We start from the raw sequence: 24353 nt of genomic DNA on the forward strand, positions 1-24353 counted from the left end.
CTCCACCCGAAACGACGCGCAAACGCAGCCGTTCTCTCGCATCGATGGGCCGCGCCGCGGCAACCTTGCCCTCTGACCGGCGAGCCCACACTCTGGCGCATCACCGGAGAGGTTCGCCATGTCCCAGCTTCCCGCCGAAGATCCCGTCCTGGGTGATGCCCGCTCCTGCGAGGCGATCGAGCAGGTCATCGTGCCGCGTGCGCATGATCTCGGCGGCTTCTCGGTGCGCCGCGCTCTGCCCTCGATCGGGCGCAAGATGGTGGGGCCCTTCATCTTCTTCGACCAGATGGGGCCGGCGGAATTCCTGCTCGGCCAGGGCATCGACGTGCGTCCGCACCCGCATATCGGGCTCTCGACCGTGACCTATCTCTTCGACGGCGAGATCATGCACCGGGATTCGCTCGGCACCGCGCTGCCGATCCGCCCCGGCGCGGTCAACCTCATGACAGCGGGGCGCGGCATCGTCCATTCCGAGCGCACCGGGCTGGAGGAGCGCCAGAAGCCGCCGAAGCTGTTCGGCATCCAGGCCTGGCTCGCCTTGCCGAAGTCGCATGAGGAGACGGCGCCGGCCTTCGTCCACCATGCTGCACCCGAACTGCCGCGGATCGTCGAGGGCGGCAAGCGCGTCAGCCTGATCATGGGTTCGGCCTATGGCCAGACTTCGCCCGTCAGCTTTCCGTGGGACGCGCTCTATGCCGAGGCCGTGCTGTCGCCGGGCGCGATCCTGCCCCTCGACCCCGACTACGACGAGCGCGCGATCTACATCGTCTCCGGCCGGGTCGATATCGCCGGCGACGAGTTCGGCGCTGGGCAGCTGCTGATCTTCAAGCCGGGCGACCGCATCTCGATCCTCGGCCTCGACCAGACCCGGCTGATGATCGTCGGCGGCGAGCCGATGGACGGGCCCCGCCACATCTGGTGGAACTTCGTCTCCTCCTCGAAGGAGCGCATCGACCAGGCGAAGGCGGAATGGAAGGCGGGGCGCTTCGACACGGTGCCCGGCGACGAGGCCGAGTTCATCCCGCTGCCCGAGGGGTAAGTTCTTCCTCCGGCATCGCCCTCAACCGCGGCATCGGCGAGGCGAGGATCGCCAGGGTCGAGAGGCCGAAGAGGACGACCGGCAGACCGATCGCCAACTCCAGGCCCCAGCGTTCCGCGGCGAGCCCACCCGCCAGCGCGCCGAGCGGGCGCATGCCGTACATCGCCGTGGTCAGCGTCGCGCTGACGCGGCCGAGCAGCGGCTGCGGCGTCACGGCCTGGCGCAGGCTGGTCTGGGCGATGAACCAGAGGATCGGCCCGAAGCCGAACAGGAAGAAGGCGAGCGCCAGCGCGGGCCAGCCGAGGGCGGGCGGCGCCAGCGCGAGAAGGCCCGCCGCGACGCAAGAGGACGCCGGGCCGAAGACCAGGACGATCCCCACCGGCAGCCTTGCGATGAGGGTCGCGCCACTGACCGCGCCTGCGAGCAGCCCGGCGCCATAGACGGCCGTGGCGAGGCCGATCCGCTCCGGAGCCAGGAACAGAACGCGCGCGGCATAGGGCGCCGCGATGGCCGTGAAGGCGAAGAAGGCGAGGTTCCAGGCGATGGCGCAGAGGGCGATCGGCCGCAGATAGGGGTGGCGGGCGACAAAGCGGCCGCCCTCGGCGATGGCGCGGTGGAGCGGCAGGCGCGGCTGCGGCGGGGGGCGCTCGCCCGGCAGGCGCGAGGCTGCAGCCAGCGCCACCACGCCGGCGACCGCGCAGAGGCTCAAGCCGAACCAGCCCTGCCCGCGCGCCACGGCCCAGCCGGCGATCAGCGGCGCCGCCAGGCTGAAGACGGCGCGGCCGAGTTCGAGCCGTCCATTCGCGCGCGGCAGCTCGGCGATCGCAACGGTGCGCGGCATCAGTACGACAATCGAGAGCGCGATCATCACAGCGCCGGCTGCGGCGGCAAAGCTCGTCGCGGCCAGCAGCCAGCCGGTGTGGCCAATGGCCAGCAGGGCCGCGCCTGCCGCAGCGCCGGTCGCGATCAGGGCACCGCCGAGGCGAATAAGGTCCCGCGGCGCGAGCCGGTCGGCGAAGACGCCGGCCGGGAGCGAGACCAGGAGCCAAGCCGCGGACTGGGCTGCGACCAGCAGGCCGACGAGGCGCGGGCTGGCGCCGGCCTGCGTTGCCGCCAGCGTGATCGTGTCGAGCGCCAGACGGTCGGCGAACTGGGCAAAGGTGCCGGCGAGCAGCAGCGCCGGGAAGGAAGACGAGGACATCGGAGGCTCCTGCCGAGGGGTCGGCAGGTGATGTCAGCCGGCGCCGGCGCGTCCCACCCGTTTCCTGCGGAGGCTCGCGCTCAGGACACCATGGGCGGGGTGGCGAGGTGGTATTCCGTCGCCTGCTGGAAGGCGAAGCCGATGCGCAGCGCCATCGCCTCCTGATAGCCCAGGCAGGAAATCTGCAGTGAGAGCGGCAGGCCAGAGGCGGTGAAGCCGTTGGGCAGCGACAGCCCGCACATCTCCATGACATTGCCGAAACGGGTGAAGCGCGACGGCATCACGTCCTGGTCGACCGCATCGAGCGGAATCGCCGGGGTCACGGTGGTCGGAGTGAGCAACGCGTCGATATCGGCCATCGCCGTGGCGAGGTCGCGCTTGGCCTGCGCCTGGAACGCCTTCGTGGCGAGATAATCCTGCGCCGTCAGTTGCGCCCCCGCGAGGAAGCGGGCGCGAACCGCCGGGTCGAGCGGCGCGGAGGCATCCTGCGCCATCGCACCGCCATTGAAGAAGGCTTCCGCCATGACGATGCCGCTCGTCGTGGTGAAATGCGCGAGCGGCCAGGGCAGGTCGATATCGACGATCTCGGCGCCAAGGCCGGCGAGCGTCGTGAGCGAGCGGTCATAGGCGGCGAGCACGTCCTCATCGCAACCGTCCCGGTCGCGCTGCGGCATGCGAGCGAGGCGCAGGCCGCGCACGCCGCGCCGCAGCGTCGCCATCGGGCTCTCGGGCATGATGCCACGGGTGTTCGGATCGGCGGGATCGGGCCCCTGCAGGACGTCGTAGAGCAGTGCGCAATCCTCGACACTGCGCGCCATCGGGCCTGGCGTGTCGAGCGACGCCGAAAGCGGGATGATGCCGGTGACCGGGATCCGCCCGATCGTCACCTTCAGCCCGGTGATGCCGCAGAAGGCGGCCGGAAGCCGGACGGAGCCGCCGGTGTCGGTGCCGATCGCCCAGGGCGACAGCCGCGCCGCGACGGCAACGCCGGAGCCGCTGGAGGAGCCGCCCGGCGTGTGCGGCACAGCCTCGTCCCATGGGTTCCAGGGCGTGCCCATATGTTCGTTCGTACCCCAGCCGCCATAGGCGAACTCGACCGTATGGGTCTTTCCTAGCACGATCAGGCCCTGCGCGAACATGCGCTTGGCGATGGTCGCGGTCATGGTCGAGCGACGGCCGCGCCAATGAGCCGAGCCGCCGGTGGTGATGCGTCCTTCGAGATCGATCAGATCCTTCAGAGCGATCGGCACGCCATGCAGCGGCCCGACCGCATGGCCGGCGCGGATCGCCTTATCCGCCGCCTCGGCAGCCAGACGCGCATCAGCGGCGTAGATGTCGACGAAGGCGTGCAGCTTCGGCTCGAGCCGCTCGATGCGTGCCAGCAGCGCCTCGACCGCATCGACGGGCGAGAGTTTCCGCGCTGCGATCTCCCGCGCCAGGACATGGGCCGGCCAGAGGGCCGGATCCGTGCTGATGCGAGAAGCGCTGTCCATGAGGCTCACTGCATGCTGATGCGAGTCAGATCGACGAACCAGGATTGCGGGGAGACGAAGCCCTGGACCTTCTTCGACATGGCGCGCGGATTGAGGTCATGGACAACATAGAGCCAGGGCGGGTCATCCACCAGCCGTTCATGCGCGAGCGCGGTCTGCTCCTGGATCACCCGCGGATCATTGGCCGCCGCGAGCTTCGCCAGCGCCGCCTCGAAAGCGGCATCTTTCCATTGCGGGAAGTTGAAGCCATTGGGCGGGGCGCTGGCGGCGCCGAAATAGCGCGCCATCACGCTCGGATCGGTCGATGGGCCGGCGATGTTCAGCGCGAGCGAGCCGCCCAGCGAGGGTTGGTCCGGCTGGGCGCGCATGTTGTTGAGCAGCACCTGCCACTCCGACACGTTGAACTCGATCCGGATGCCGCAGGCCTCCTTCATGCTGGCCTGCAGGAACTCGTTCATCGGCAGCGGCGCCATCTGGCCCGACCCGGAGGTCGAGATCATGACCTTGAAGCTGAGCGGCTTCTGCGGGCCGAAACCGGCTTCGGCCAGCAGTGCCTTCGCCTTGGCAGGGTCGAAGCGGTAGCGGTTGGCGGGCTTGCCGAAGGCAGGGTCGCTGGCCTTGAGCCAGCCGATCGCCGGCTCGGCCATACCGTTGAGCAGGGCGACGATGCCGTCCCGGTCGACGCAGTAATTGAGGGCCTGGCGGACGCGGACGTCCTTGAGCGGGCTGTCTGCGGCTCCGATGTTGAACAGCCAGGGCCAGACATGCGGGTAGGAGCCTGTGGTGATGGCGAAGCCGGCCTGACGCAAGGACGGGATGCCGTCCGCCGGCGGCACCTCGATCCAGTCGACCTGGCCCGTGCGCAGGGCTGCGAGGCGCGCATTCGCCTCCGGAATGGGCAGCAGCACGACGCGGTCGAGCTTTGCCTTGCCCGCGGCGTCCCAATAGCCGTCATGGCGCACCAGTTCGACGCGCTCGCGCGGGACCACACTGGCGATCCGGAACGGGCCGGTGCCGGCGGAGGGCAGCAGCGCTGTCCTGGCCCAGTCGCGCCCGGCCTTCTCGAAGGAGGCGGGCGAGCTCAGCAGCGCCAGCGAGATCATATAGGGAAAGTAGGACGCAGCCGTGTTGGTGGTGATCGCCACAGTGGAGGCGTCGATCTTGCGATAGCCGGTCATGATCGGCGCACGGGCCCGCACGATGCCGGCGGCCGGCGCCTCGAATTGCGGCGTGTCCTTGTTGAAGTAGCGCTCGAAGTTCCAGATCACCGCATCGGCATCGAAAGGCGTGCCGTCATGGAAGGTGACGCCGCGGCGCAGATGGAAGATCCAGGTTTTCGGATCGTAGGGCGCCTGCTCCCAGCGCTCGGCCAGGCCGGGCCGCAGCGGCGCGAGGCGATCCGTGGTCGTCAGATCCCACAGAACGAGGCTTTCGAAGACGGGATAGCCGAGGAAGCGCATGCCCTCGAAGCCGTTGTTGGGCATGCCGGTCGCGGTCGGGATGTCGGCCGCCGTCATGGCGATCCGCAGTGTTCCCTGCGCCTTCGCAGGAGCATTCCAGCCCACGCAGGCAAAACCTGCCATCACAAGACCCGTGAGAATCGCTCTCCAGCGTTGGCCGGTGCCTGTCCTTTGCGCCTGCTGCATGGCCGTCCCCTCTTCAACCTTGCATTGCCAGGATCTGCTTGGAGCAAGTTGCAGGCCGGCGCACAAGTCGGTTTGTAGGGCAGACATCACGCAGGGCCGGCTTGTCCCTTGCGACACGGTTAAGGACTGGTTTCGCATCGATCGGGCGTCCAGCCGTCTGGTCTGCCTCGTGTCGACAGGTCGCCTCCGCGACCTTGCCGCCCTTGTGCCACCGGGGCGGGATGCGATAGACCCAGACGGTGACCCAGCGCCCTCACACGCCGATCCTCGACCGCGTCGCCACGCCCGAAGATCTCCGCAAGCTCCCCGACGCCGATCTTCGTCAGCTCGCCGAAGAGCTGCGGCAGGAGACGATCAGTGCCGTCTCGGTGACGGGCGGCCATCTCGGCGCCGGCCTCGGCGTCGTTGAGCTCACGGTGGCGTTGCACCATGTTTTCGACACGCCGCGCGACCGGCTGATCTGGGATGTCGGCCACCAGGCCTATCCCCACAAGATTCTGACCGGCCGGCGCGACCGCATCCGCACCCTGCGCCAACCCGGCGGGCTGTCCGGCTTCACGCGCCGTTCGGAAAGCGAGTACGATCCCTTCGGCGCCGCCCATTCCTCGACCTCGATCTCGGCCGGTCTCGGCATGGCCGTCGCCCGCGATCTCGAGGGCGGCAGCAACAACGTCGTGGCGGTGATCGGCGATGGGGCGATGTCCGCCGGCATGGCCTATGAGGCCATGAACAACGCCGGTGCGCTCGGCTCGCGCCTCGTCGTGATCCTGAACGACAACGACATGTCGATCGCGCCACCGGTCGGTGCGATGTCGGCCTATCTGGCCCGCCTCGTCTCCGGCCGCACCTATCGCTCGCTGCGCGAGATCGGCAAGCATCTGGCCGAGCGGCTGCCGCGCTTCTTCCACGAGAAGGCCAAGCGCACGGAGGAGTTCGCCCGCGGCTTCTTCACGGGGGGCACGCTGTTCGAGGAGCTGGGCTTCTATTATGTCGGCCCCATCGACGGGCACAACCTCGATCATCTGCTGCCGGTCCTGCGCAATGTGCGCGACTCGCAGACGGGGCCGATCCTCGTCCATGTCGTGACGCAGAAAGGCAAGGGCTACGCCCCGGCGGAGGCCAGCGCCGACAAGTATCATGGTGTCGTCAAATTCGATCCGGTCACCGGCCAGCAGGCCAAGGCGCCCGCCAATGCGCCGAGCTACACGGCCGTCTTCGGCAATGCGCTGATCAAGGCCGCACGCGAGGACGAGAAGATCGTCGCGGTGACGGCCGCGATGCCGTCGGGCACCGGCATCGACGCCTTCGGCAAGGAATTCCCGGCGCGGACCTTCGATGTCGGCATCGCCGAGCAGCATGCCGTGACCTTCGCCGCCGGCATGGCGACAGAGGGCTACAAGCCCTTCTGCGCGATCTATTCGACTTTCCTGCAGCGCGCCTATGATCAGGTCGTGCATGACGTGGCGATCCAGAAGCTGCCCGTGCGCTTCGCGCTCGACCGGGCCGGCCTTGTCGGCGCCGACGGCGCGACCCATGCCGGCGCCTTCGACATCGCCTATCTCGCCTGCCTCCCCGAGATGGTGGTGATGGCCGCGGCCGACGAGGCGGAACTGACCCATATGGTCGCGACCGCCGCCGCCTTCGACGAAGGCCCCATCGCCTTCCGCTATCCGCGCGGTGAAGGCGTGGGCGTCGAAATCCCCGATATCGGCGTGCCGCTCGAGATCGGCCGGGGACGAGTGGTGCGCGAGGGCTCGCGCGTCGCGCTGCTCTCGCTCGGCACGCGGCTGGCGGAATGCCTGCTGGCCGCCGAGCAACTCGGCCAGCGTGGCCTGTCGACGACCGTCGCGGATGCCCGCTTCGCCAAGCCGCTCGACGAGGCGCTGATCCTGCGGTTGGCGCGCGAGCACGAGATCCTCGTCACCGTCGAGGAAGGCTCGGTCGGCGGCTTCGGCGCGCATGTGCTGCACCTGCTCGCCCGCTGCGGCGCGCTCGATGGCGGGCTCAAGGTGCGTACGCTGACCCTGCCCGACCTGTACCAGGATCACGACAAGCCCGAAGCGATGTATGCGGCTGCCGGTCTCGACGCCGCCGGCATCGTGCGGACGGTGGAAGGAGCGCTCGGCGTCCCGGTCGCGGCCCGGCGCGCCTGAGCGCGGCCCCCTTGTCTGCTGCCGCGAAAACGCGCGCCGACCAGTTACTCGTCGAACGCGGCCTCTGCGAGAGCCGGGCCCGGGCCCAGGCCGCCATCGCGGCGGGCCTCGTGACCGTCGACGGCCGCCCCGTCCGCAAGGCCTCCGAAATGATCGCGGCGGATGCCGTGCTGACGGCGCAGGCACCGCATCCTTACGTCTCCCGCGGCGGGCTGAAACTCGCGAGCGCACTCGATCTGTTCGGCTTCGACCCCGCGGGCCGTGTCTGTCTCGATGTCGGCGCCTCGACAGGGGGCTTCACCGATCTGCTGCTGAAGCGCGGCGCACGCCGCGTTATCGCCGTCGATGTCGGCCGCGAGCAGCTCCATGCCTCGCTGCGGGGCGATCCGCGCGTGACGAGCCGCGAGGGCTGCGACATCCGGAGCCTCACTCCTGTCGACTTGGGTGAACCGCCGACGCTGGCCGCCATCGACGTCAGCTTCATCTCGCTGCGGCTCGTGCTCCCCACCGTGGCCGCCCTGCTGGCACCGACCTGCGAGATTGCGGCGCTGATCAAGCCGCAGTTCGAGGCAGGCCGCGCGGCTTTGAAGAAGGGCATCGTGCGCGACGAGGCGGTCCACCAGCGCGTCTGTAATGAGATCGCGACCGTGTTGGCCGAACTCGGCTTCGCGGTCGAAGCTCCCGTCCCCTCCCCGATCGAGGGCGGCGACGGCAATCGCGAGTTCTTGATCGGCGGCCGCCGGGCGGGCTGATCAGCGCCGCAGCAGCGCGTCGACCTCGGCCTGCAATTCGCGCATTTCTGTCGCGACGATGTCGACGGTGCCATTGGCATTGATGAATTCGGTCGCCCGCGCGATCTGCCGGCGCAGCGCGTCGCCCGCCACCTCGACGATGGTGATGGCGTCCAGCCGGTCCGTGCGGTCAGCGAGAAGGGCCGTCGCTGTCGTGACGAGCCGCGTCATGGCCCGGCAAAGATCTTCGAAAGCCGCCTTGCGCTCGGGCGCCAGGCGGTCATAGGCTTCCAGCGCAGACGGTGCGATCCGCAGCGGCGACGTCTCGAAATGCTCCCGGTAGCTAAGGCTGCGCCAGGCCTTGAGGTCCCGCACGATGTCGGGATCGTCTGCCGCGAGGTCGATCAGCATCAGCGCTTCGGCATAGCGGTTGAGATAGTCCGTCGAGAGGCGCGGATGCTTGGCCATATCCGCTCCGGCGTCCTCTTCTTCGGCCCGCACTCCGGTCGCGGAGGCGGTCGTCTCATGTTCCGAACCAGGGGCGATCATGCGGCGGCAAACCCAAAGAAAGTGTTGATCGGGCCGGGCTTCATCGCCACATGGACGGCATGTGCGGTCGCTACGCCATCACCCTGCCGCCAACGGCGATGCGGTCGCTCTTCGGCTATTCCGAGCAGCCGAACTTTCCCCCGCGCTACAATATCGCGCCGACGCAGCCCGTGCCGGTGGTGCGCCAGCACGAGGGCCAACGGCAGTTCATGCTGATGCGCTGGGGCTTCATCCCCGGCTGGGTGAGGGATGCCAGGGATTTCCCGCTCGTCATCAACATCCGCGGCGAGAGCGCCGCGACGAAGCCGTCGTTCCGCGCGGCGCTGACACGGCGTCGCTGCCTGATGCCCGCCGACGGCTTCTACGAATGGCACCGCCTCGGCCAGGGCCGCCAGGCGGAGAACAGGGCCTATCTGTTCCGGCGGCGCGATCGCGGACTCTTCGCCTTCGCGGCGCTGTGGGAGACCTGGCATTCGCAGGACGGCTCGGAGATCGACACCGTCGCGTTGGTCAACGGACCGGCGAACGGGCTGATGTCGGCGATCCATGATCGCTGCCCGGTGATCCTCGATTCCCGCGATTTCGACGCCTGGCTCGATCCTGCGACCGAAACCCAGACCTACAGCGCGCTGCTCCGGCCGCCGCCCGAGGATCTGCTGGAAATGGTGCGGATCGGCAGCGCCGTGAACAAGGTCGCGAATGACGGCCCGGAGGTGCAGGCGCCGTTCGACCCGGCCACGGCGGAGGCGCCCAAGTCCCTTGCCGTTACCGCCAGAGCCAAGCCGGCGGCGCGTGCCAGGGACGACGGTCAGGGCAGCCTGTTCTGACGCAGGCTTGCCGTTCCAACAGTCGGAACGCTTTCCCGCCCGAACTGTAGGATCTCACATGGCCAGCACGGCGCCGGGGTTCAGGATGCCCTGCGGGTCGAGCGTCGCCTTCAGCGTCTTCATCAGGGCGAGTTCGACCGGATCCTTGACGCCGGGCAGCAGGTCGCGCTTGAGGCGGCCGATGCCGTGCTCGGCCGAGATCGAGCCGTGCATCTCGCTGACGATGGCGTGGACCGCCGTGTTCATCTCTTCCCAGCGCGCGATGAAGCCGGCCTTGTCGGCGCCGACGGGTTGGCTGACGTTGAAGTGAATGTTGCCGTCGCCCATGTGGCCGAAGGGCAGCGGCCGGCAGCCCGGCACCATCGCCGTGACCGCCTCCGAGGCGCGGGCGATGAAGGCCGGCACCGCATGCAGCGGCACCGAGACGTCGTGCTTAATCGAGCCGCCCTCATAGGTCTGCACCTCGGAGAGCATTTCGCGCAGCTTCCAGAAATCGGCACGCTGGGAGAGCGAGCCGGCGAGCGCCGCGTCGGTGACCAGCCCGGTCTCCAGGGCCTCGCCGAGGAAGGCCTCCACCGCCTCGTCGAGCCCGCTTGCGGACTGGGCCGAGACCTCCATCAGCACATACCAGGGCGAGGGCTCCGAGAGCGGGTCGCGCGCGCCGGCGGCATGGCGCAGGACGAACTCGACGCCCAGCCGCGACATCAGCTCGAAGGTGGTGAGCGTGCCGCCGGCGCCGGCCTTGGCGGCGTTGAGCAGCGAAAGCGCGGCTTCAGGATCGGGCACGGCGAGGAAGGCGGTGGCGCGCGCCGCCGGCTGCGGGAACAGCTTCAGCACGGCGGCGGTGATGATGCCGAGCGTGCCTTCGGCCCCGATGAAGAGGTTCTTCAGATCGTAGCCGGTGTTGTCCTTGCGGAGCTGGCGCAGGCCGTTCCAGATCCGCCCGTCGGCAAGGACGACCTCGAGGCCCATGCAGAGCTCGCGGGCATTGCCATAGGCCAGCACGGCCGTGCCGCCGGCATTGGTCGAGAGGTTGCCGCCGATGGTGCAGGAGCCTTCCGAAGCCAGCGAGAGCGGGAACAGGCGCCCGGCCGCTTCCGCCGCCTCCTGCGCCTTCTGCAGCGTCAGGCCCGCCTCCACCGTCATCGTGTCGCTGTCGGTGTCCAGGCTGCGGACGCGGTCCATGCGCTGCAGCGAGAGCACGATTTCGCGGCCCTCGGCGATCGGGATCTGGCCGCCGACGAGGCCGGTGTTGCCGCCCTGGGGCACGAGGCGCGTGCCGGTGCGGGCGGCGAGCTTCACGAGCTCGGCGACCTCCTCCGTCGAGCCCGGCCGCACGATCGCCTGCGCCTTGCCGCGGAACAGGTCGCGCCATTCCTTGAGATAGGGCACCATCGCGTCGGTATCGGTGACGATGTTCTTCGCGCCGACGATCGCGGCCATGTCGTCGAGGGTGGATGCGCTCACGGATGCCTCCGGGGTCTCAGCTCTTCTTGGCGCGCCGGAACACGCCGACGAGCTCGATATGGGCGGAATAGCGGAACTGATCGACCGGCGTCACGCCTTCCAGCGCATATCCGCCCGCGATCAGGATCGCGGCGTCGCGCGCGAAGCTCCCCGCATCGCAGGAGACGTAGATCACGGTCGGGGTCTTGGCCGCCGCCAGCCGCCGCGCCTGGGCCTCGGCGCCGGCGCGCGGCGGGTCGAGGATGACGGCGTCGAAGCCGTTCAGTTCGTGCTCCAGCAGCGGGCGGCGGAAGAGGTCGCGCACTTCGCCCGCGATCGGCTTCAGCGCTTGCGTCGTGCTCGCGGCGCGGGTCAGCGCCAGGATCGCGGCCTTGTCGCTCTCGACGGCCAGCACCTGGGCGCGTTCGGCGAGGCGAAACGAGATCGGCCCGCAACCGGCGAAGAGATCGGCGACGCGCTTGGCCTTGGCGGGCAGCGCGGCCAGCACCAGCGCGCCGATCGCCTCCTCGCCCGCCACTGTGGCCTGGAGGAAGCCGCCGGGCGCCGGCGCGACCATCGCCTTGCCCATGCGCTGCTGCGGCGGGCGGCGCTCGACGACGATCTCGCCATGCATGGAGAGCCGCGCCAGATCGAGCCGCTCGGCCGCCTCGGTCAGGGACAGCCTGAGCTTCTCGCCGGCCGGGCCATGGCCGCGAATGTCGATGTCGAGCCCGGCCTCGGAGGCCGTGACCTGGATGTCGAGCGGCTTGTTCGAGCCGCCGAGCCGGTTGGCGACGAGCTGGGCCGCGGCCGGCGCGCGAGCCAGCCCCGGCGCCAGCACCGGGCAGGCCGGCACGGCGACGAGATCATGGCTGCGCGCGACCATGAAGCCGACGAGCATGCCGGCGCCCTCGCGCCTTGCGTGGAAGGTGACGCGGCGGCGGCCAGCGCCATGCGCGTCGATGATATCCGCGACCGGCGCAGCGATACCGGCGCGCTCCAGCGTGGTCTCGACCTGCCGCCGCTTCCATTCGCGATACAGGCTCTCGGACATATGCTGGGCGGCGCAGCCCCCGCAGCGGGTGAAGAGCGGGCAAATCGGTGCGATGCGCGCTTCGGCGGGTGTGATGATCTCGACCAGCTGCGCGCGCTCGCCGTCGCGCACCGCGCGCACCGTCTCGCCGGGCAGCGAATAGGGCACGAAGACGTCGCCAGCAGGCGTCTGCGCGATGCCGTCGCCGCGCAGGCCGAGGCGGCCGACGGAGAGAATCTCGTTCATCGCGAGCGTCATCGGGGCAAGTCGTTCTCCGGCGCCGGCCTCTGCCGATCGCCCTGTTTCGTTCGGGAGGCGGACGACGCGAGGCTGTCGACCCGTCCGCCGCTTTCGCCTATCAGGTTGGGAGCAAACAGGGAAATCCGGATATGGCGAGCCGCGACGGCGTCATCGAAGCGATCGGCAACACGCCGCTCATCAAACTGAAGCGGGCCTCCGAACAGACCGGTTGCACCATCCTCGGCAAGGCCGAGTTCATGAATCCCGGCCAGTCGGTCAAGGACCGCGCCGCGCTCGCCATCATCCGCGACGCCGAGGCGAAGGGGCTGCTGCGGCCGGGCGGCGTCATCGTCGAGGGCACCGCCGGCAACACCGGCATCGGCATCGCGCTCGTCGGCAATGCGCTGGGCTATCGCTCCGTGATCGTGATCCCTGAGACGCAGAGCCAGGAGAAGAAGGACATGCTGCGGCTGGCAGGCGCGACGCTGGTCGAGGTGCCGGCCGTCGGCTACGTCAACCCCAACAACTATGTGAAGGTCTCGGGCCGGCTCGCCGCAGAGCTGGCGAAGACCGAGCCCAACGGCGCGATCTGGGCCAACCAGTTCGACAACATCGCCAACCGACAGGGCCATATCGAGACGACCGGCCCCGAAATCTGGGCGCAGACAGAGGGCCAAGTCGACGGCTTCATCTGCGCGGTCGGCACCGGCGGCACGCTGGCGGGCACCGGCATCGCGCTGAAGCGCTTCAACCCGAAGATCACCATCGGGCTGGCGGATCCGATGGGCGCGGCGCTGCACTCGTTCTACACGACCGGCGAACTGAAGTCCGAGGGCTCCTCGATCACCGAGGGCATCGGCCAGGGCCGCATCACCGCCAATCTGGTCGATGCGCCGATCGACGTCTCCTTCCAGATCCCGGATTCGGAGGCGATCCCGATCGTGTTCGACCTGCTCGAGCATGAGGGGCTGTGCCTGGGCGGGTCGTCCGGGGTCAATGTCGCGGGCGCGATCCGGCTGGCGCGGCAGCTCGGCCCCGGCCACACCATCGTGACGATCCTCTGCGACTATGGCACGCGCTATCAGTCGAAGCTGTTCAACCCTGAGTTCCTGCGCTCCAAGGGCCTGCCCGTGCCGGGCTGGCTGGAGCGCGACGCCGGCGCGCTGAAGGAGATGGTGGCGCGCGTGATGGATTGAGCGGGCGATGCCGCTCGACCCCGCCTCCCCGCTCGCCCGGCTGATCGACGGACCGCTGCGCCCCGGGCGCGTCGTCTGGATCGGCCTGCGTCCGGCGCGGCGGAAGGCCATGCTCGCGGTCGAATCCGCGCAGCTCGATCCAACCGAAGGCCTGATCGGCGACCACTACAGCAGCCGCACCGGCGGCGCCCGCCACGTCACGCTGATCCAGGCCGAGCATCTCTCGGCAATCGCCTCGCATCTCGGCCGTGATGCGCTCGCGCCCGAGCTGCTCCGCCGCAACATCGTCGTCGCGGGGATCAACCTCGCGGCCCTCAAGGGTCGGCATTTCAGGCTCGGCTCCGCGGTGCTGGAGGCGACGGGCGAATGCCATCCCTGCTCGCGGATGGAGGAAATCCTCGGCCCCGGCGGCTACAACGCGGTGCGCGGCCATGGCGGGATCACGGCCCGGGTGGTGGAAGGCGGCAGCGTCGGCGTGGGCGGCGCGATGGAGCGTAGGCCCGCGCCTTGAAACTGGCCAGACTGTCGCGATTGCACCAAGAAAAGCGGTCGAGTTAACCCAATATGCGCTGTTCTGCCGTAAGGTCATCGCCTGGCCGCATCGGGACGCGGTCGTTCGGGCGCAAGACGCATGGGCATTGTCCGCTATGCCGATTTCCGTATCAGCCGCAAGCTGCTCTGCCTGCTAACGCTGGTGGCAATCCCGTTTGGGCTGATGACGTGGTCCTATGTCGATCAGGCCCGCAAGGACATCAGCTTTGCCAGCCGCGAGCTCGACGGGGTCCGTTACCTTCAGTCCCTGACACCCCTCCTGCTGGATCTCTCGCGCATCTCCACCGGACTGCCGCCCGAGACGATCGCGGCGCTCGAGCCGATCCGGGCGCGCCATGACGGCGTCTTCAACTCGACCGAAGCCGTCGAAAGCTTTCTGCGGGCAGCCAGCCGGCCCGACCCGGTCGCCGCCATGACTCAGGCGCAGGCAGCTTTGGTCAAGATCGCTGACGGCTCCAATCTCACCCTCGATCCGAAGCTCGACAGCTACTATCTGATGTATCTCGTCAGTGTGGTTCTGCCCGAGTCCGCCACTGCCACGGCCGCGCTGCGGCGGGCGCTGGAGCCTTTTCGCTCCGGCTTCGGCACGCGCGGCGATCTCGCCATCCTGCTATCGGCCGCAAGCCGTTTCGAGCGGGTTCGCGACGCCGTGCAGAATGCCGTCGCCTCGGCGATTGAAGGCAACGCTGCGGGGCGCGTCCTAGCCGAATTGGGCGAGGCGCCCATGAGCCTGCTCCAGACCAGCCACACCGTCAGCACCGCGATCAGCCATATCGCGATGGAGCCGGACAGCGCCCCGCTCGTGCGCCTCGTTACCGAAGCGGAGCGAGCGATCGAGCGCCAGTTCGAGCTGTCGTCAGCCCTGAGCCGTGTCGCCGAGACCAGTCTGGCCGGTCTTCTGGGGGACCGGATTGCGCTCCATCAGCGCGAGATGCGGACAAATCTCAGTCTCCAGCTCGGCTTTTTCGTCGCGATCATTCTCTTCACCATCGCGGCCGCACGCAGCATCGCCCGGCCGCTGGTGGCCCTCTCGGGAGAGGTATCCCGCGTATCCGCCGGCCAGCGCCAGACCGTGATCAGCGGGTGCGACCGTTCCGACGAAATCGGCGACATCGCCCGCGCGATCGAAGATTTCCGCCGCCAGCTCATTGCGGCCGACGCGACCCGGCAGGAGATGGCCGCGATCGAGGAGCGCAACGCGCTGGAGCGCCGACGTCTGCAGCAGGACGTGGCAGGGCGCTTCCAAGCCGCGGCGGGCGATATCGTGGCCAGCGTTGCGGCGGCCTCGATGCAGCTGGAAGCGGCGGCCGACGACCTCTCCTCGACCGCCGGCCGAGCCCAGAACCGCTCCGAACTCGTCGGTGTCGCGGCGCGGGAAGCCTCGTCCCACGTCACCTCGATGGCCGTGGCCGCCGAGGAGATTTCAGTCGCCGTCGGCGAGATCAGCCGTCAGCTCGACGATTCGAGCCACTTCGCGCGCGATGCGGTGGACCATGCGCGGCTGACCGACCGGCGCATGGTGTCGCTCTCCAGCGCGGCCGAGCGGATCGGATCGGTGCTGAGCGTCATTTCCGACATTGCCCAGCAGACCAATCTTCTGGCGCTCAATGCGACGATCGAGGCTGCGCGCGCGGGCGAGGCCGGCCGCGGCTTCGCCGTGGTCGCTGCCGAGGTGAAGGCGCTGGCGGCGCAGACGGCCTGCGCCACCCATGACATCGCCGGGCTCGTCAGCGATATGCAGGAGGCCGCGCGCAGCTCGGTCGCCTCGATCGGCGAGGTCGGCAACATGATCGACAAGATGTCTGAGATCTCGGCATCCATGGCCGCGGCCTTCGTCGAGCAGACGGTGATCATCCAGGAGATTTCCGGCAATGCTCAGCGGACCGCCCATCTGACTGTCGAGGTCGCCGACACCATTGGCGAGGTCAGCGGCGGGGCGAAGCTCACCACCGAAGCCGCGGCCCAGGTCCACCTCTCGGCTCGCCAGCTGACCGAGCAGAGTCAGCGGCTCGCCCGCGAGGTCGAGAAACTGATGGCAACGCTCGCGGCTTGACGGCTCCTGCCGTCAGCGGTGATACATCTGCGCCGGACGGACCGGCCGCTCCGACCCCTCTGGCGGAGCGAAGATCGACACCGCCTTCGGATGAACCTTGAACAGCGCGGGTGTCGCCGTGACGATCTCGCCATCGGCGTTGATCGGCATGGGCTTGCGGGTCTGGATGGTGAACTCGGTGCATTTGGCGGTCCGCACCTCTTGCCAGGCGCCATGCGTGCCCGAGCGGAAGGAGCGCAGCATCAGTGCGAGCTTCCAGACATTCTTGAGTTCGAGGCTGTAGAGATCGAGCGAGCCATCGTCGATTTCCGCATCCTGCTCCACGACATTGCCGCCGCCGTAATGGCGACCGTTGCCGATCGCGATCTGATAGGTTTCGACCTGGGTGGCGCGACCCTTCTCGATGATCGTCGCGGCGAAGGTCGAGGCTTTCGTCAGCACCTTGAGCGCCGCCAGCGCATAGCCGACGCGGCCAAAGCGCTTTTTCAGCGCCGGGTCGAGCCCTTGGGCGAGGTCGCTGCTGAGCCCGATGCTGGCGACGTTGAAGAAGGCATGGCCGTTGACCGTGCCGACATCGACCGGCCGCGTCAGCCCGGCTGCGATGACGCCAGCCGCCTCCGCCGGGTCGAGCGGCAGATCGAGCGTGCGGGCCAGATCGTTGGCGGTGCCCATGGGGATGATGCCGAGGGGCAGGCCGCTTTCCATCACCGCGAGCGCCGAGGAGGAGACCGAGCCGTCGCCGCCGCAGACGACGACGAGATCCGCCGTGTCGCGCAGCCGCACGATGTCGCGGGCGATCTCGGGCAGATGTTCGAATGTTTCGACAGTGGTGACGATGCCGCCCTCGTCCAGTCGCCGCAGTACGGAGTCGATCGACTCGCCGCCGCGTCGCGATTTCGGATTGCGGAGCAGCAGGGCCCGCCGTCTCGTGCTATCAGTCATATCGCTTTTGCCGATCACCCTGTTGGCTCGTCCCCGCCGGGCCACGGAAGTGGGCCGGCGGGTGTGGCTTTTCAACCGGGGGGTCGACGGGCGCGGTGCGGGTCCTGCCGCGCCGGCCCTGTTGCAGTGGCCCGCCTCAGTTCGGCGGGCTCCAGAAGCCGGCCTGGTAGTCGCGGTCGGAGATCGTCGCGGTCTCGCCTGTTGCCTCGGCTTCGGTCTGGGGTTCGGGACGATCGCGCTCGTCCTCGGGCAGGGTGTCGCCCTCATGCCTGTCCAGCATCGTCGCTCCTTTCGTCGGTTGGGAGGGGTTGCGGTGGCCGCACCGGGATAGGACGGATTGCTGCAACGCACAAGAAGCGGAGAGGTTTCATGCCGCCACGCCGCGACCCGGTTCACCCCGCCTGGAGCGGCCAGACCAGCAGGATCATCGGCACGGCGACCAGGAGCACGATCAGCGACAGGGGCGCGCCGAGCCGGGGATAGTCGCTGAATTTGTAGCCGCCGGGGCCCATCACCAGCGTGTTGCACTGATGGCCGATGGGCGTGAGGAAATCGCAGGCCGCGCCGATCGCGACGGCCATCAGGAAGGCGTCCGGGTTGTAGCCCAATTTGGCGGCGAAGCCGGCGCCGATCGGTGCCATCACCAGGACAGTCGCAGCATTGTTCAGGAAAGGCGTCACGGCCATCGCAGCCGCGATCATCAGCGCGACCGCTCCCCAGCCCGGCAGCCCCGCCCCGACCTGGGCGAGCCAGCCGGCGAAAACATCGGTGGCGCCCGTCGAACGCAGCGTGTCGCTAACCGGGATCAGCGCCGCCAGCATCAGCAGGATCGGCGCGTCGATGCTGCTATAGGCCTCGCGCAGAGGCAGGCAGCGCAACGTGATCAGAAGGACGGCCGCAGCGAAGAAGGTGAGCGGCACCGGCGCAAGGCCCGCGGCCAGCACCACCACCGCCGCCAGCACGATCGAGACGGTCATCACCGCCTTGCGGGTCGATCCGAGCGAGACGACGCGGTCGGCGAGCGGCAGCAGGCCGAGTTCCATCAGCTTTTCCGGCAGCTGCTTCTCGTCGCCCTGGATCACGATGATGTCGCCGGCGCGCAGCCGGATGTCGCGCAGGCGCTGGGTGAAGCGTTCGCCGGCGCGGCTGATCGCGATCATGTTGACGCCGAAGCGGGCATGCAGCCCGATATCGCCCGCCGACTGGCCGATCAGTACGGAATTGGGGCCGATGATCGCCTCGCTGACCTGGTCGGGATCGAGCGCATCCTCCTTCTCGGTCGGCCGATGCTGACCGTCGAGATCGAGTTCGCCTTCAGCCACGACCCGCTCCAGCACCGCCGCATCGCCACGCAGAAGCAGCGTATCGCCAGCCTTCAGGCTGGCGTCCGGCAGCGGCGCCTGCAGGCGCCGCTCATCGCGCAGGATCGCGACGATCTGGAGGTCGCCCCCACCCAGCGCCTTCAGATCGGCGACGGTCTTGCCGGCGAGTGTCGATTTGGGGCCGATTTCCGCCTCGGTCACATAGTCCTTGATGTCGATGGCTTGGTCGAGCGAGACCGCGCCGCGCCGGTCCTGTGGCAGGAGACGGTAGCCGACAGCGAGGAAGGCGCAACCGGCGAGCGCGACAACGATGCCGACAGGCGTGAAATCGAACATCGAGAAGGGCTCGCCACCCAATTCGGCACGCACCCGCGCGACGATGACGTTCGGCGAGGTGCCAACGAGGGTGACGATTCCGCCCAGCAGCGAGGCAAAGGCCATCGGCATCAGGAAGACCGAGGGCGACCGGCCGCCTTTGCGGGCGAGCTGGTAGGCGATGGGCAGCATCATCGCGAGCGCGCCGATGTTCTTGATGATCGCCGACATCACCGCGACGGCGAGAACCAGCAGCACCACCTGCGCCTGCGTTGACCCCAGCAACGGCATGATGCGGGTAAGCCCGCGCTCGATCACGCGTGACCGCGCAACCGCGGCGCTGAGGACGAGCGCACTGCCGACGATGATGACGATGTCGTCCGAAAAGCCCTTGAAGGCCTCGCCGGCCGGGATGATGCCGATCGCCACGCCGGCCAGCAGGGCCAGCATGGCGACGATGTCATAGCGCAGCCGCCCCCAGAGGAAGGCAGCCATCATCACCGCCACCAGCGAGACGGAGAGCAGTTGGGGGGTGGTCATCGGTATCCGTCCGCATCATCGAGGTCGCGGGACACCGCGCCAGCCATCGTCCTCGCACCGGCTCTCCGGAAGAGTGGCGACCCCGCCATCCGGCCAATGCGCTAAAGCCACTTCTTCCAGCGGAAGAACATGTAGGGCAGCACGGCGAAGAGGATCATCAGCCCGATCGCCATGGGGTACCCCCACTGCCACTCCAACTCCGGCATGGTCTTGAAGTTCATGCCGTAGATCGAGGCGATGAGCGTCGGTGGCATCAGTGCCACAGAGACGACCGAGAACAGCTTGATGATCTTGTTCTGCTCGATCGAAACAAGGCCGAGCGTGGCGTCGAGCATGAATTGCAGCTTGTTGGAGAGGAAGGTGGCGTGTTCCTCGATCGCCTGCACGTCGCGGACGGCGGCGCGCCATTCGGCCGAGAAACCGGTCTGCGCTTTTTTCGGCCGGGTGTAGTTGGCCGAGAGGAAGAGCAGCACGCGCTCCACCGAGACCATGCTCTCGCGGACATTGGAGATGATGTGCTCGTACTGGCCGATCTTCTGGATCACCGCCTGATAGGCGCTGCCCTGCTCCACATCCTGTCCGCGGCCGGCGAAGATCCGGCGCGACGCGTCGTCGATCCGGTCGCCGACCCCGCGCAGGACTTCGGCGGCGCGGTCGACGATCGCTTCGATCAGCCCGTCCAGCACCGCCTCGGGCTGGGTGCCGCAGCCGCCGGGCTTGGTGGCGCGGTTGAGGAAGATGTTGAAGGCGCCCGGCTCGTCATAGCGCACCGTCACCAGCGCCTTGTCGGTCAAGATGAAGGTGACGTCGGCCAGCCGCGGCACGATCGTCTCCGACTGGCAGATGATGCGAGCGGTCATGTAATGCGCGCCGTTCTCGGTGTAGATGATCTCGGACGGCTCGAGGTCGTGCATCTCCTCACGCGTCGGAATCGAGACACCGAGATGCTTCTCGACGCGCGCATCCTCGCCCTGCGTCGGATTGAGCAGATCGATCCAGATGGAATCGGCCGGGAACGGCGCATCGACTTCCACCGTCCGGTGCAGCAGCTTGTCGCGCGACTGCGGGCAGATTCCGTGGATCAGGATCATGGACGAACCTTCGGGCGACACAGGTTGCAGACTGAGCGCGGCAGGAACTCTCATCCGCCGCCCGTGTCAAACCGCTATGACCGGCACCTCATGACGGCACCGTGAAACGCGGCGGCAGCGTTCCATCCCGGTCCGTGAAGCCGTAGAGCCGGGCGAGATCGGCGACATGCAGTACGGCGCCGGTATGGCGAGCGACCTCGGCGTCCTGCAGGAGCGCCGCGACTGCGCGGCCGGCATAAAGCGGCGTCTCGCTACCCGGTTGAGCCAGGCCGGCATCGCGGACACGCTCGGTCAGGACATGCCCCGGCGAGAGCCCGAGTGCGGTGACGCCGAAGGGCTTGAGCTCCTGCGCCATCGCCAGCGTCAGCCGGTGCATCGCCGCCTGCGCCAGATCGTAGACGATGTCGCCGAGATAGCCGCCGGCCGTGTCGAAGCCCACCGTGACGATCAGCCCCTTGCGCGCCTGCACCATGGCGGGCGCGACCGCGCGCGCCAGCAGCAGTTGTGCATAGACGCCGCTCTCGAAGCTCTGGCCCAGCCGCGCCACGGGCCTGCGCCAGAACGGCGCGCCGAAGGTCGAGCCATCCGGATAGCGCTCGCCGTCATAGCCCTCGCTGCCGCCCCAGACGGCGTCGACGACGCAGTCCAGCCGCCCGAAGCGGCGCAGGCACCAGGAGACGAGTTGGTCGACCTCCCGTTCCTGGGTGTGGTCGCAGCGATAGGGATGGCCGCGCCCACCGGCCACCTCGACCTCGCGCGCGGTGTCCTCGAAGGTCTCCGGGCGGTTGTCGGTGCGCGGGCCGGCTTCGCTGGAGCGACCGGTGACGATGACGGTGGCGCCGGCCTCTCCCAGCGCCCGGGCGATGCCGCGCCCGAGGCCGCGCGAGGCGCCGGCGACGAGGCAGATGCGGTCGGCGAGCAGACGCTGCGCCTCGCTCACGCGGCGAAGACGGCCGCCGCGTCGGCGACCGCGCCCGCGCCTTCCGTCACCGCCAGTTCGAGCGCCGGCGCTTCCGTCGCCAGGATTTCGGCGAAGAAGCGGGCTGTGGCGAGATCCTCCACGCCTTGTGCCTCCGAGCGGGTCGCCAGCGCCTTGCGGGCGAGGCCCGTGCCGCCCTGGGCGAGCGCGAAGAGCTTGAGATAGGGCGTCGCGCCGGCCAGGACGGCATTCTGGTCGCTGCCCATCGTCGCCAGCATCCAGCGCGTCGCGCGCTCCAGCGCATCGACGGCGGCGCCGAGCCGGGCCGCGCTGTGGCCGAAGCCCGGCGTATTGGCCGCCTTCACCTCCGACACCACGGCACGCATCTCGACGATCAGATCGGCCACCGCCTGCCCGCCGGAGAGCGGCAGCTTGCGAAGCACGAGGTCGATCGCCTGGATACCGTTGGTGCCCTCATAGATCGTAGCGATGCGGGCATCGCGCAGATGCTGGGCAGCGCCGGTCTCCTCGACATAGCCCATGCCGCCATGGATCTGGACGCCGGTGGAGGCGACCTCGACGCCGATATCGGTGGCATAGGCCTTGGCGACGGGGGTGAGGATCGCGGCGCGTTCGGCAGCGGCCTTGCGGGCGGCCTCGTCGCTGCCGCGATGCGAGCGGTCGAGCGCCTCCGCCACCTGATAGGCGATGGCACGGGCGCCTTGAGTCTTGGCGCGCATCTCCATCAGCATGCGGCGCACGTCGGGATGGACGATGATCGGGCTCATCGGGGCGCCCCTTGGGGCGTCGATGGCCGTGCCTTGCCGGCGCTCCTTCGCGAAATGCAGCGCCTGCTGATAGGCCCGCTCGGCGATGGCGACGCCCTGGAGCGCCACGTTGAGACGGGCGTTGTTCATCATCGTGAACATGCAGGCCAGCCCGCGGTTTTCCTCGCCGATCAGCCAGCCGATCGCGCCGCCCTTGTCGCCATAGGCCATCGAGCAGGTCGGCGAGGCGTGGATACCGAGCTTGTGCTCGATGCCGGAGCAGCGCAGGTCGTTATGGGCGCCGAGCGAGCCGTCGGCGTTGACGAGGTATTTCGGGACCAGGAAGAGCGAGATGCCGCGCGTGCCGGCGGGCGCATCCGGCAGGCGCGCCAGCACCAGATGCACGATGTTCTCGGTCAGGTCGTGCTCGCCATAGGTGATGTAGATCTTCTGGCCGGTGATCCTGTAGGTGCCGTCGCCCACCGGCTCGGCCTTGGCGCGGAGCGCATTGAGATCGGAGCCCGCCTGCGGCTCGGTCAGGTTCATCGTGCCCATCCACTCGCCGGAGACGAGCTTCGGCAGATAGATCTCCTTGAGATGCTCCGAGCCATGGGCGTGCAGCGCCTCGATGGCGCCGACCGTCAGAAGCGGGCCGAGCGCGAAGGCAAACGCCGCCGAGTTCCACATCTCGATGCAGGCCGATTGCAGCAGTGCCGGCAGGCCCTGGCCGCCATGCTCGGGCGGCGCCGGCAACGCGTTCCAGCCCGCGCCAGCCCAGGCCGTATAGGCGTCCTTCCAGCCCGGCGGGGTGGTGACGGCGCCATCCTTCAGAACGGAGCCGTGCTTGTCGCCGACGCGGTTCAGCGGTGCGAGCACGTCGCCGGCGAATCTCGCGGCTTCGTCGAGCACAGCCTGGGCCATGTCGGCGTCGAGTTCCGGCGTCAGCCCATCCGCGATCAGCCGGTCGAGGCCGGCCACATGGCGCATCGTGGCGAGCATGTCCTCGACGGGGGCGCGATAGCTCATGATGTTGTCTCCCTGGACGTCAGCCTTGCCACTGTCGCGGCCGGCCGCCTCTGTTTTCGTGACATCGGCCGGTCGTGCGCCGTGCCCCGGCCAGCCGCTTTTGGCGTTGCCGCAATGGTAGCGAGGAACTATCCCCGAGGCCATGCGCTGCGTGAACGGCACCGCTGCGGCGCCGATATAGTTTATATGTAAACCGTCTTGGGTCAATCGGGCACGACCGCCCCGCGATGGAGCCATGGAGACATCAATTCCCGTGACGCAGGATGCCCCCTCCCCCCGCGTGACCGAGCGTCTGCGCCCCGATGCCGACGGCGTCGCGCGCGCCGCCGAATTGCTGCGTGAGGGCGGCCTCGTCGCGCTGCCGACCGAAACCGTCTACGGCCTCGCGGCCGACGCGACCTCGGGGACGGCGGTCGCCGGCATTTATGCCGCCAAGGAGCGGCCGAGCTTCAACCCGCTGATCGCGCATCTGCCCGATCTCGCAGCCGCGCGCCGGCAGGGGCTGTTCGACGCCAACGCGCTGGCGCTCGCAAGAGCCTTCTGGCCGGGGCCGCTGACGCTGGTGGTGCCGGTCTCCGCCGGTTGCGAGGTCAGCGATCTCGCACGCGCCGGGCTCGCCTCGGTGGCGTTGCGCGTGCCGTCGCATCCGCTTGCCCATGCGATCCTGCAAGCGGCGGGGCGGCCCATCGCAGCCCCTTCCGCCAACCGCTCGGGCCGGGTCAGCGCGACCAGCGCCGCCCATGTGCTCGCCGATCTCGACGGCCGGATCGACGCGGTGCTCGACGGCGGCGTGACCGAGGTCGGCGTCGAATCCACGATCGTCGCCTGCCTCGACGGCGCGCCCCGCCTGTTGCGGCCGGGAGGCGTGCCGCGCGCCGCGATCGAGGGCGTGATCGGGCGCTCCCTCGTGCTCGCGGGCGAAGCCGGCATGGCGCCGATCTCGCCGGGCCTGCTCGCCTCGCATTATGCGCCCGCGGCGCGGATCCGGCTCGAGGCGGAGGCTCCCCGCCCCGGCGAGGCCTGGCTCGGCTTCGGCAGCGACCCGGCCCTGCTGGCTGGCGCCGCGCCTGCGCTCGATCTCAGCCCCGGCGGCGATCTCACTGAGGCGGCAGCGAACCTGTTCGGCCATCTTCGGGCGCTCGATGCCGCCGGCCCCGCGGTGATCGCCGTCGCGCCGATCCCCGATCACGGCCTGGGCGAGGCGATCAACGACCGGCTGAGGCGCGCCGCCGCGCCGCGGTGAAGCCGCCCGCGCTCTTGCACACCTGCAAG

20 protein-coding genes are annotated in these 24353 nt (G+C 68.9%); 8 read left to right on the top strand and 12 right to left on the bottom strand.

Features of this window, described 5'->3' with window-relative positions; translation table 11 throughout:
- Positions 1–118 precede the first annotated feature (118 nt).
- On the top strand, positions 119–1039 hold the full coding sequence (locus tag AX750_RS05600; protein WP_066724422.1) for a pirin family protein: 921 nt from the start codon (positions 119–121) through the stop codon (positions 1037–1039).
- Here the strand turns inward: AX750_RS05600 and AX750_RS05605 are convergent.
- The 3 genes from AX750_RS05605 to AX750_RS05615 form a co-directional block, all read right to left on the bottom strand.
- Positions 1017–2240 (bottom strand): MFS transporter, encoded by a 1224-nt coding sequence (locus AX750_RS05605; protein ID WP_066724426.1) that lies wholly within the window; start codon positions 2238–2240, stop codon positions 1017–1019. The genes AX750_RS05600 and AX750_RS05605 overlap by 23 nt on opposite strands.
- Positions 2241–2320: 80 nt before the next feature.
- Positions 2321–3733 (bottom strand): amidase, encoded by a 1413-nt coding sequence (locus AX750_RS05610; RefSeq protein ID WP_066724429.1) that lies wholly within the window; start codon positions 3731–3733, stop codon positions 2321–2323.
- Between the two features lie 5 nt (positions 3734–3738).
- Entirely contained in the window at positions 3739–5316 is a 1578-nt protein-coding gene (locus tag AX750_RS05615; RefSeq protein ID WP_066724432.1) for an ABC transporter substrate-binding protein, read from the bottom strand.
- A 302-nt stretch (positions 5317–5618) separates the two neighbouring features.
- Here AX750_RS05615 and dxs point away from each other — a divergent pair, with 302 nt between their 5' ends.
- Entirely contained in the window at positions 5619–7532 is a 1914-nt protein-coding gene (gene dxs, locus AX750_RS05620) for a 1-deoxy-D-xylulose-5-phosphate synthase (protein WP_066724435.1), read from the top strand.
- A gap of 11 nt (positions 7533–7543) precedes the next feature.
- Positions 7544–8284 carry a TlyA family RNA methyltransferase gene (locus tag AX750_RS05625; protein WP_066724439.1) on the top strand — a complete coding sequence of 247 codons (741 nt, stop codon included), beginning with the start codon at positions 7544–7546 and terminating at the stop codon, positions 8282–8284.
- Here AX750_RS05625 and AX750_RS05630 read toward each other — a convergent pair whose 3' ends face one another.
- Positions 8285–8731, bottom strand: coding sequence for a hypothetical protein (locus AX750_RS05630; protein ID WP_156446640.1), 447 nt, complete (start codon positions 8729–8731; stop codon positions 8285–8287).
- Between the two features lie 131 nt (positions 8732–8862).
- Here AX750_RS05630 and AX750_RS05635 point away from each other — a divergent pair, with 131 nt between their 5' ends.
- Positions 8863–9639: an SOS response-associated peptidase gene (locus tag AX750_RS05635; protein WP_348626268.1), complete on the top strand. Its 777-nt coding sequence runs from the start codon at positions 8863–8865 to the stop codon at positions 9637–9639.
- A gap of 54 nt (positions 9640–9693) precedes the next feature.
- Here the strand turns inward: AX750_RS05635 and AX750_RS05640 are convergent, their stop codons facing one another.
- Both AX750_RS05640 and AX750_RS05645 read right to left on the bottom strand, forming a co-directional pair.
- Positions 9694–11082 (bottom strand): FAD-binding oxidoreductase, encoded by a 1389-nt coding sequence (locus AX750_RS05640; protein WP_066724443.1) that lies wholly within the window; start codon positions 11080–11082, stop codon positions 9694–9696.
- 40 nt (positions 11083–11122) lie between these two features.
- Positions 11123–12364 carry an RsmD family RNA methyltransferase gene (locus AX750_RS05645; RefSeq protein WP_197426700.1) on the bottom strand — a complete coding sequence of 414 codons (1242 nt, stop codon included), beginning with the start codon at positions 12362–12364 and terminating at the stop codon, positions 11123–11125.
- A 143-nt stretch (positions 12365–12507) separates the two neighbouring features.
- Between AX750_RS05645 and AX750_RS05650 the strand changes: the two genes are divergently transcribed.
- From AX750_RS05650 to AX750_RS05660, 3 genes are all read left to right on the top strand, one after another.
- On the top strand, positions 12508–13554 hold the full coding sequence (locus AX750_RS05650; protein WP_066724447.1) for a cysteine synthase A: 1047 nt from the start codon (positions 12508–12510) through the stop codon (positions 13552–13554).
- A 7-nt stretch (positions 13555–13561) separates the two neighbouring features.
- Entirely contained in the window at positions 13562–14065 is a 504-nt protein-coding gene (locus AX750_RS05655) for an MOSC domain-containing protein (RefSeq protein WP_066724450.1), read from the top strand.
- 120 nt (positions 14066–14185) lie between these two features.
- Complete coding sequence (locus tag AX750_RS05660) at positions 14186–16159, top strand: HAMP domain-containing methyl-accepting chemotaxis protein (RefSeq protein ID WP_066724454.1); 1974 nt, start codon at positions 14186–14188, stop codon at positions 16157–16159.
- A 12-nt stretch (positions 16160–16171) separates the two neighbouring features.
- On the opposite strand, the gene AX750_RS05665 is transcribed toward AX750_RS05660, so the two are convergent.
- The 6 genes from AX750_RS05665 to AX750_RS05685 all read right to left on the bottom strand — a co-directional run bounded on the left by AX750_RS05665 (position 16172) and on the right by AX750_RS05685 (position 23081).
- Positions 16172–17101: a lipid kinase gene (locus tag AX750_RS05665; RefSeq protein ID WP_066724534.1), complete on the bottom strand. Its 930-nt coding sequence runs from the start codon at positions 17099–17101 to the stop codon at positions 16172–16174.
- 136 nt (positions 17102–17237) lie between these two features.
- Positions 17238–17381: a hypothetical protein gene (locus tag AX750_RS25865; RefSeq protein WP_156446641.1), complete on the bottom strand. Its 144-nt coding sequence runs from the start codon at positions 17379–17381 to the stop codon at positions 17238–17240.
- Between the two features lie 112 nt (positions 17382–17493).
- Positions 17494–19278, bottom strand: a complete 1785-nt coding sequence (locus tag AX750_RS05670; protein WP_066724457.1) for an SLC13 family permease — start codon at positions 19276–19278, stop codon at positions 17494–17496.
- 101 nt (positions 19279–19379) lie between these two features.
- Positions 19380–20369 (bottom strand): magnesium transporter CorA family protein, encoded by a 990-nt coding sequence (locus tag AX750_RS05675; protein WP_066724460.1) that lies wholly within the window; start codon positions 20367–20369, stop codon positions 19380–19382.
- Between the two features lie 88 nt (positions 20370–20457).
- Positions 20458–21309: an SDR family NAD(P)-dependent oxidoreductase gene (locus tag AX750_RS05680; RefSeq protein WP_245282317.1), complete on the bottom strand. Its 852-nt coding sequence runs from the start codon at positions 21307–21309 to the stop codon at positions 20458–20460.
- Complete coding sequence (locus AX750_RS05685; protein WP_066724463.1) at positions 21306–23081, bottom strand: acyl-CoA dehydrogenase; 1776 nt, start codon at positions 23079–23081, stop codon at positions 21306–21308. Before AX750_RS05685 ends, AX750_RS05680 begins: the two co-directional genes overlap by 4 nt.
- A gap of 235 nt (positions 23082–23316) precedes the next feature.
- On the opposite strand from AX750_RS05685, the gene AX750_RS05690 reads away from it, so the two are divergent.
- Positions 23317–24324, top strand: a complete 1008-nt coding sequence (locus AX750_RS05690; protein ID WP_066724466.1) for an L-threonylcarbamoyladenylate synthase — start codon at positions 23317–23319, stop codon at positions 24322–24324.
- The last annotated feature ends 29 nt before the right edge of the window (positions 24325–24353 follow it).

Source organism: Methylobacterium sp. CCH7-A2, from assembly GCF_001557075.1.
GTDB classification, from domain to species: Bacteria; Pseudomonadota; Alphaproteobacteria; order Rhizobiales; family Beijerinckiaceae; genus Allobosea; species Allobosea massiliensis.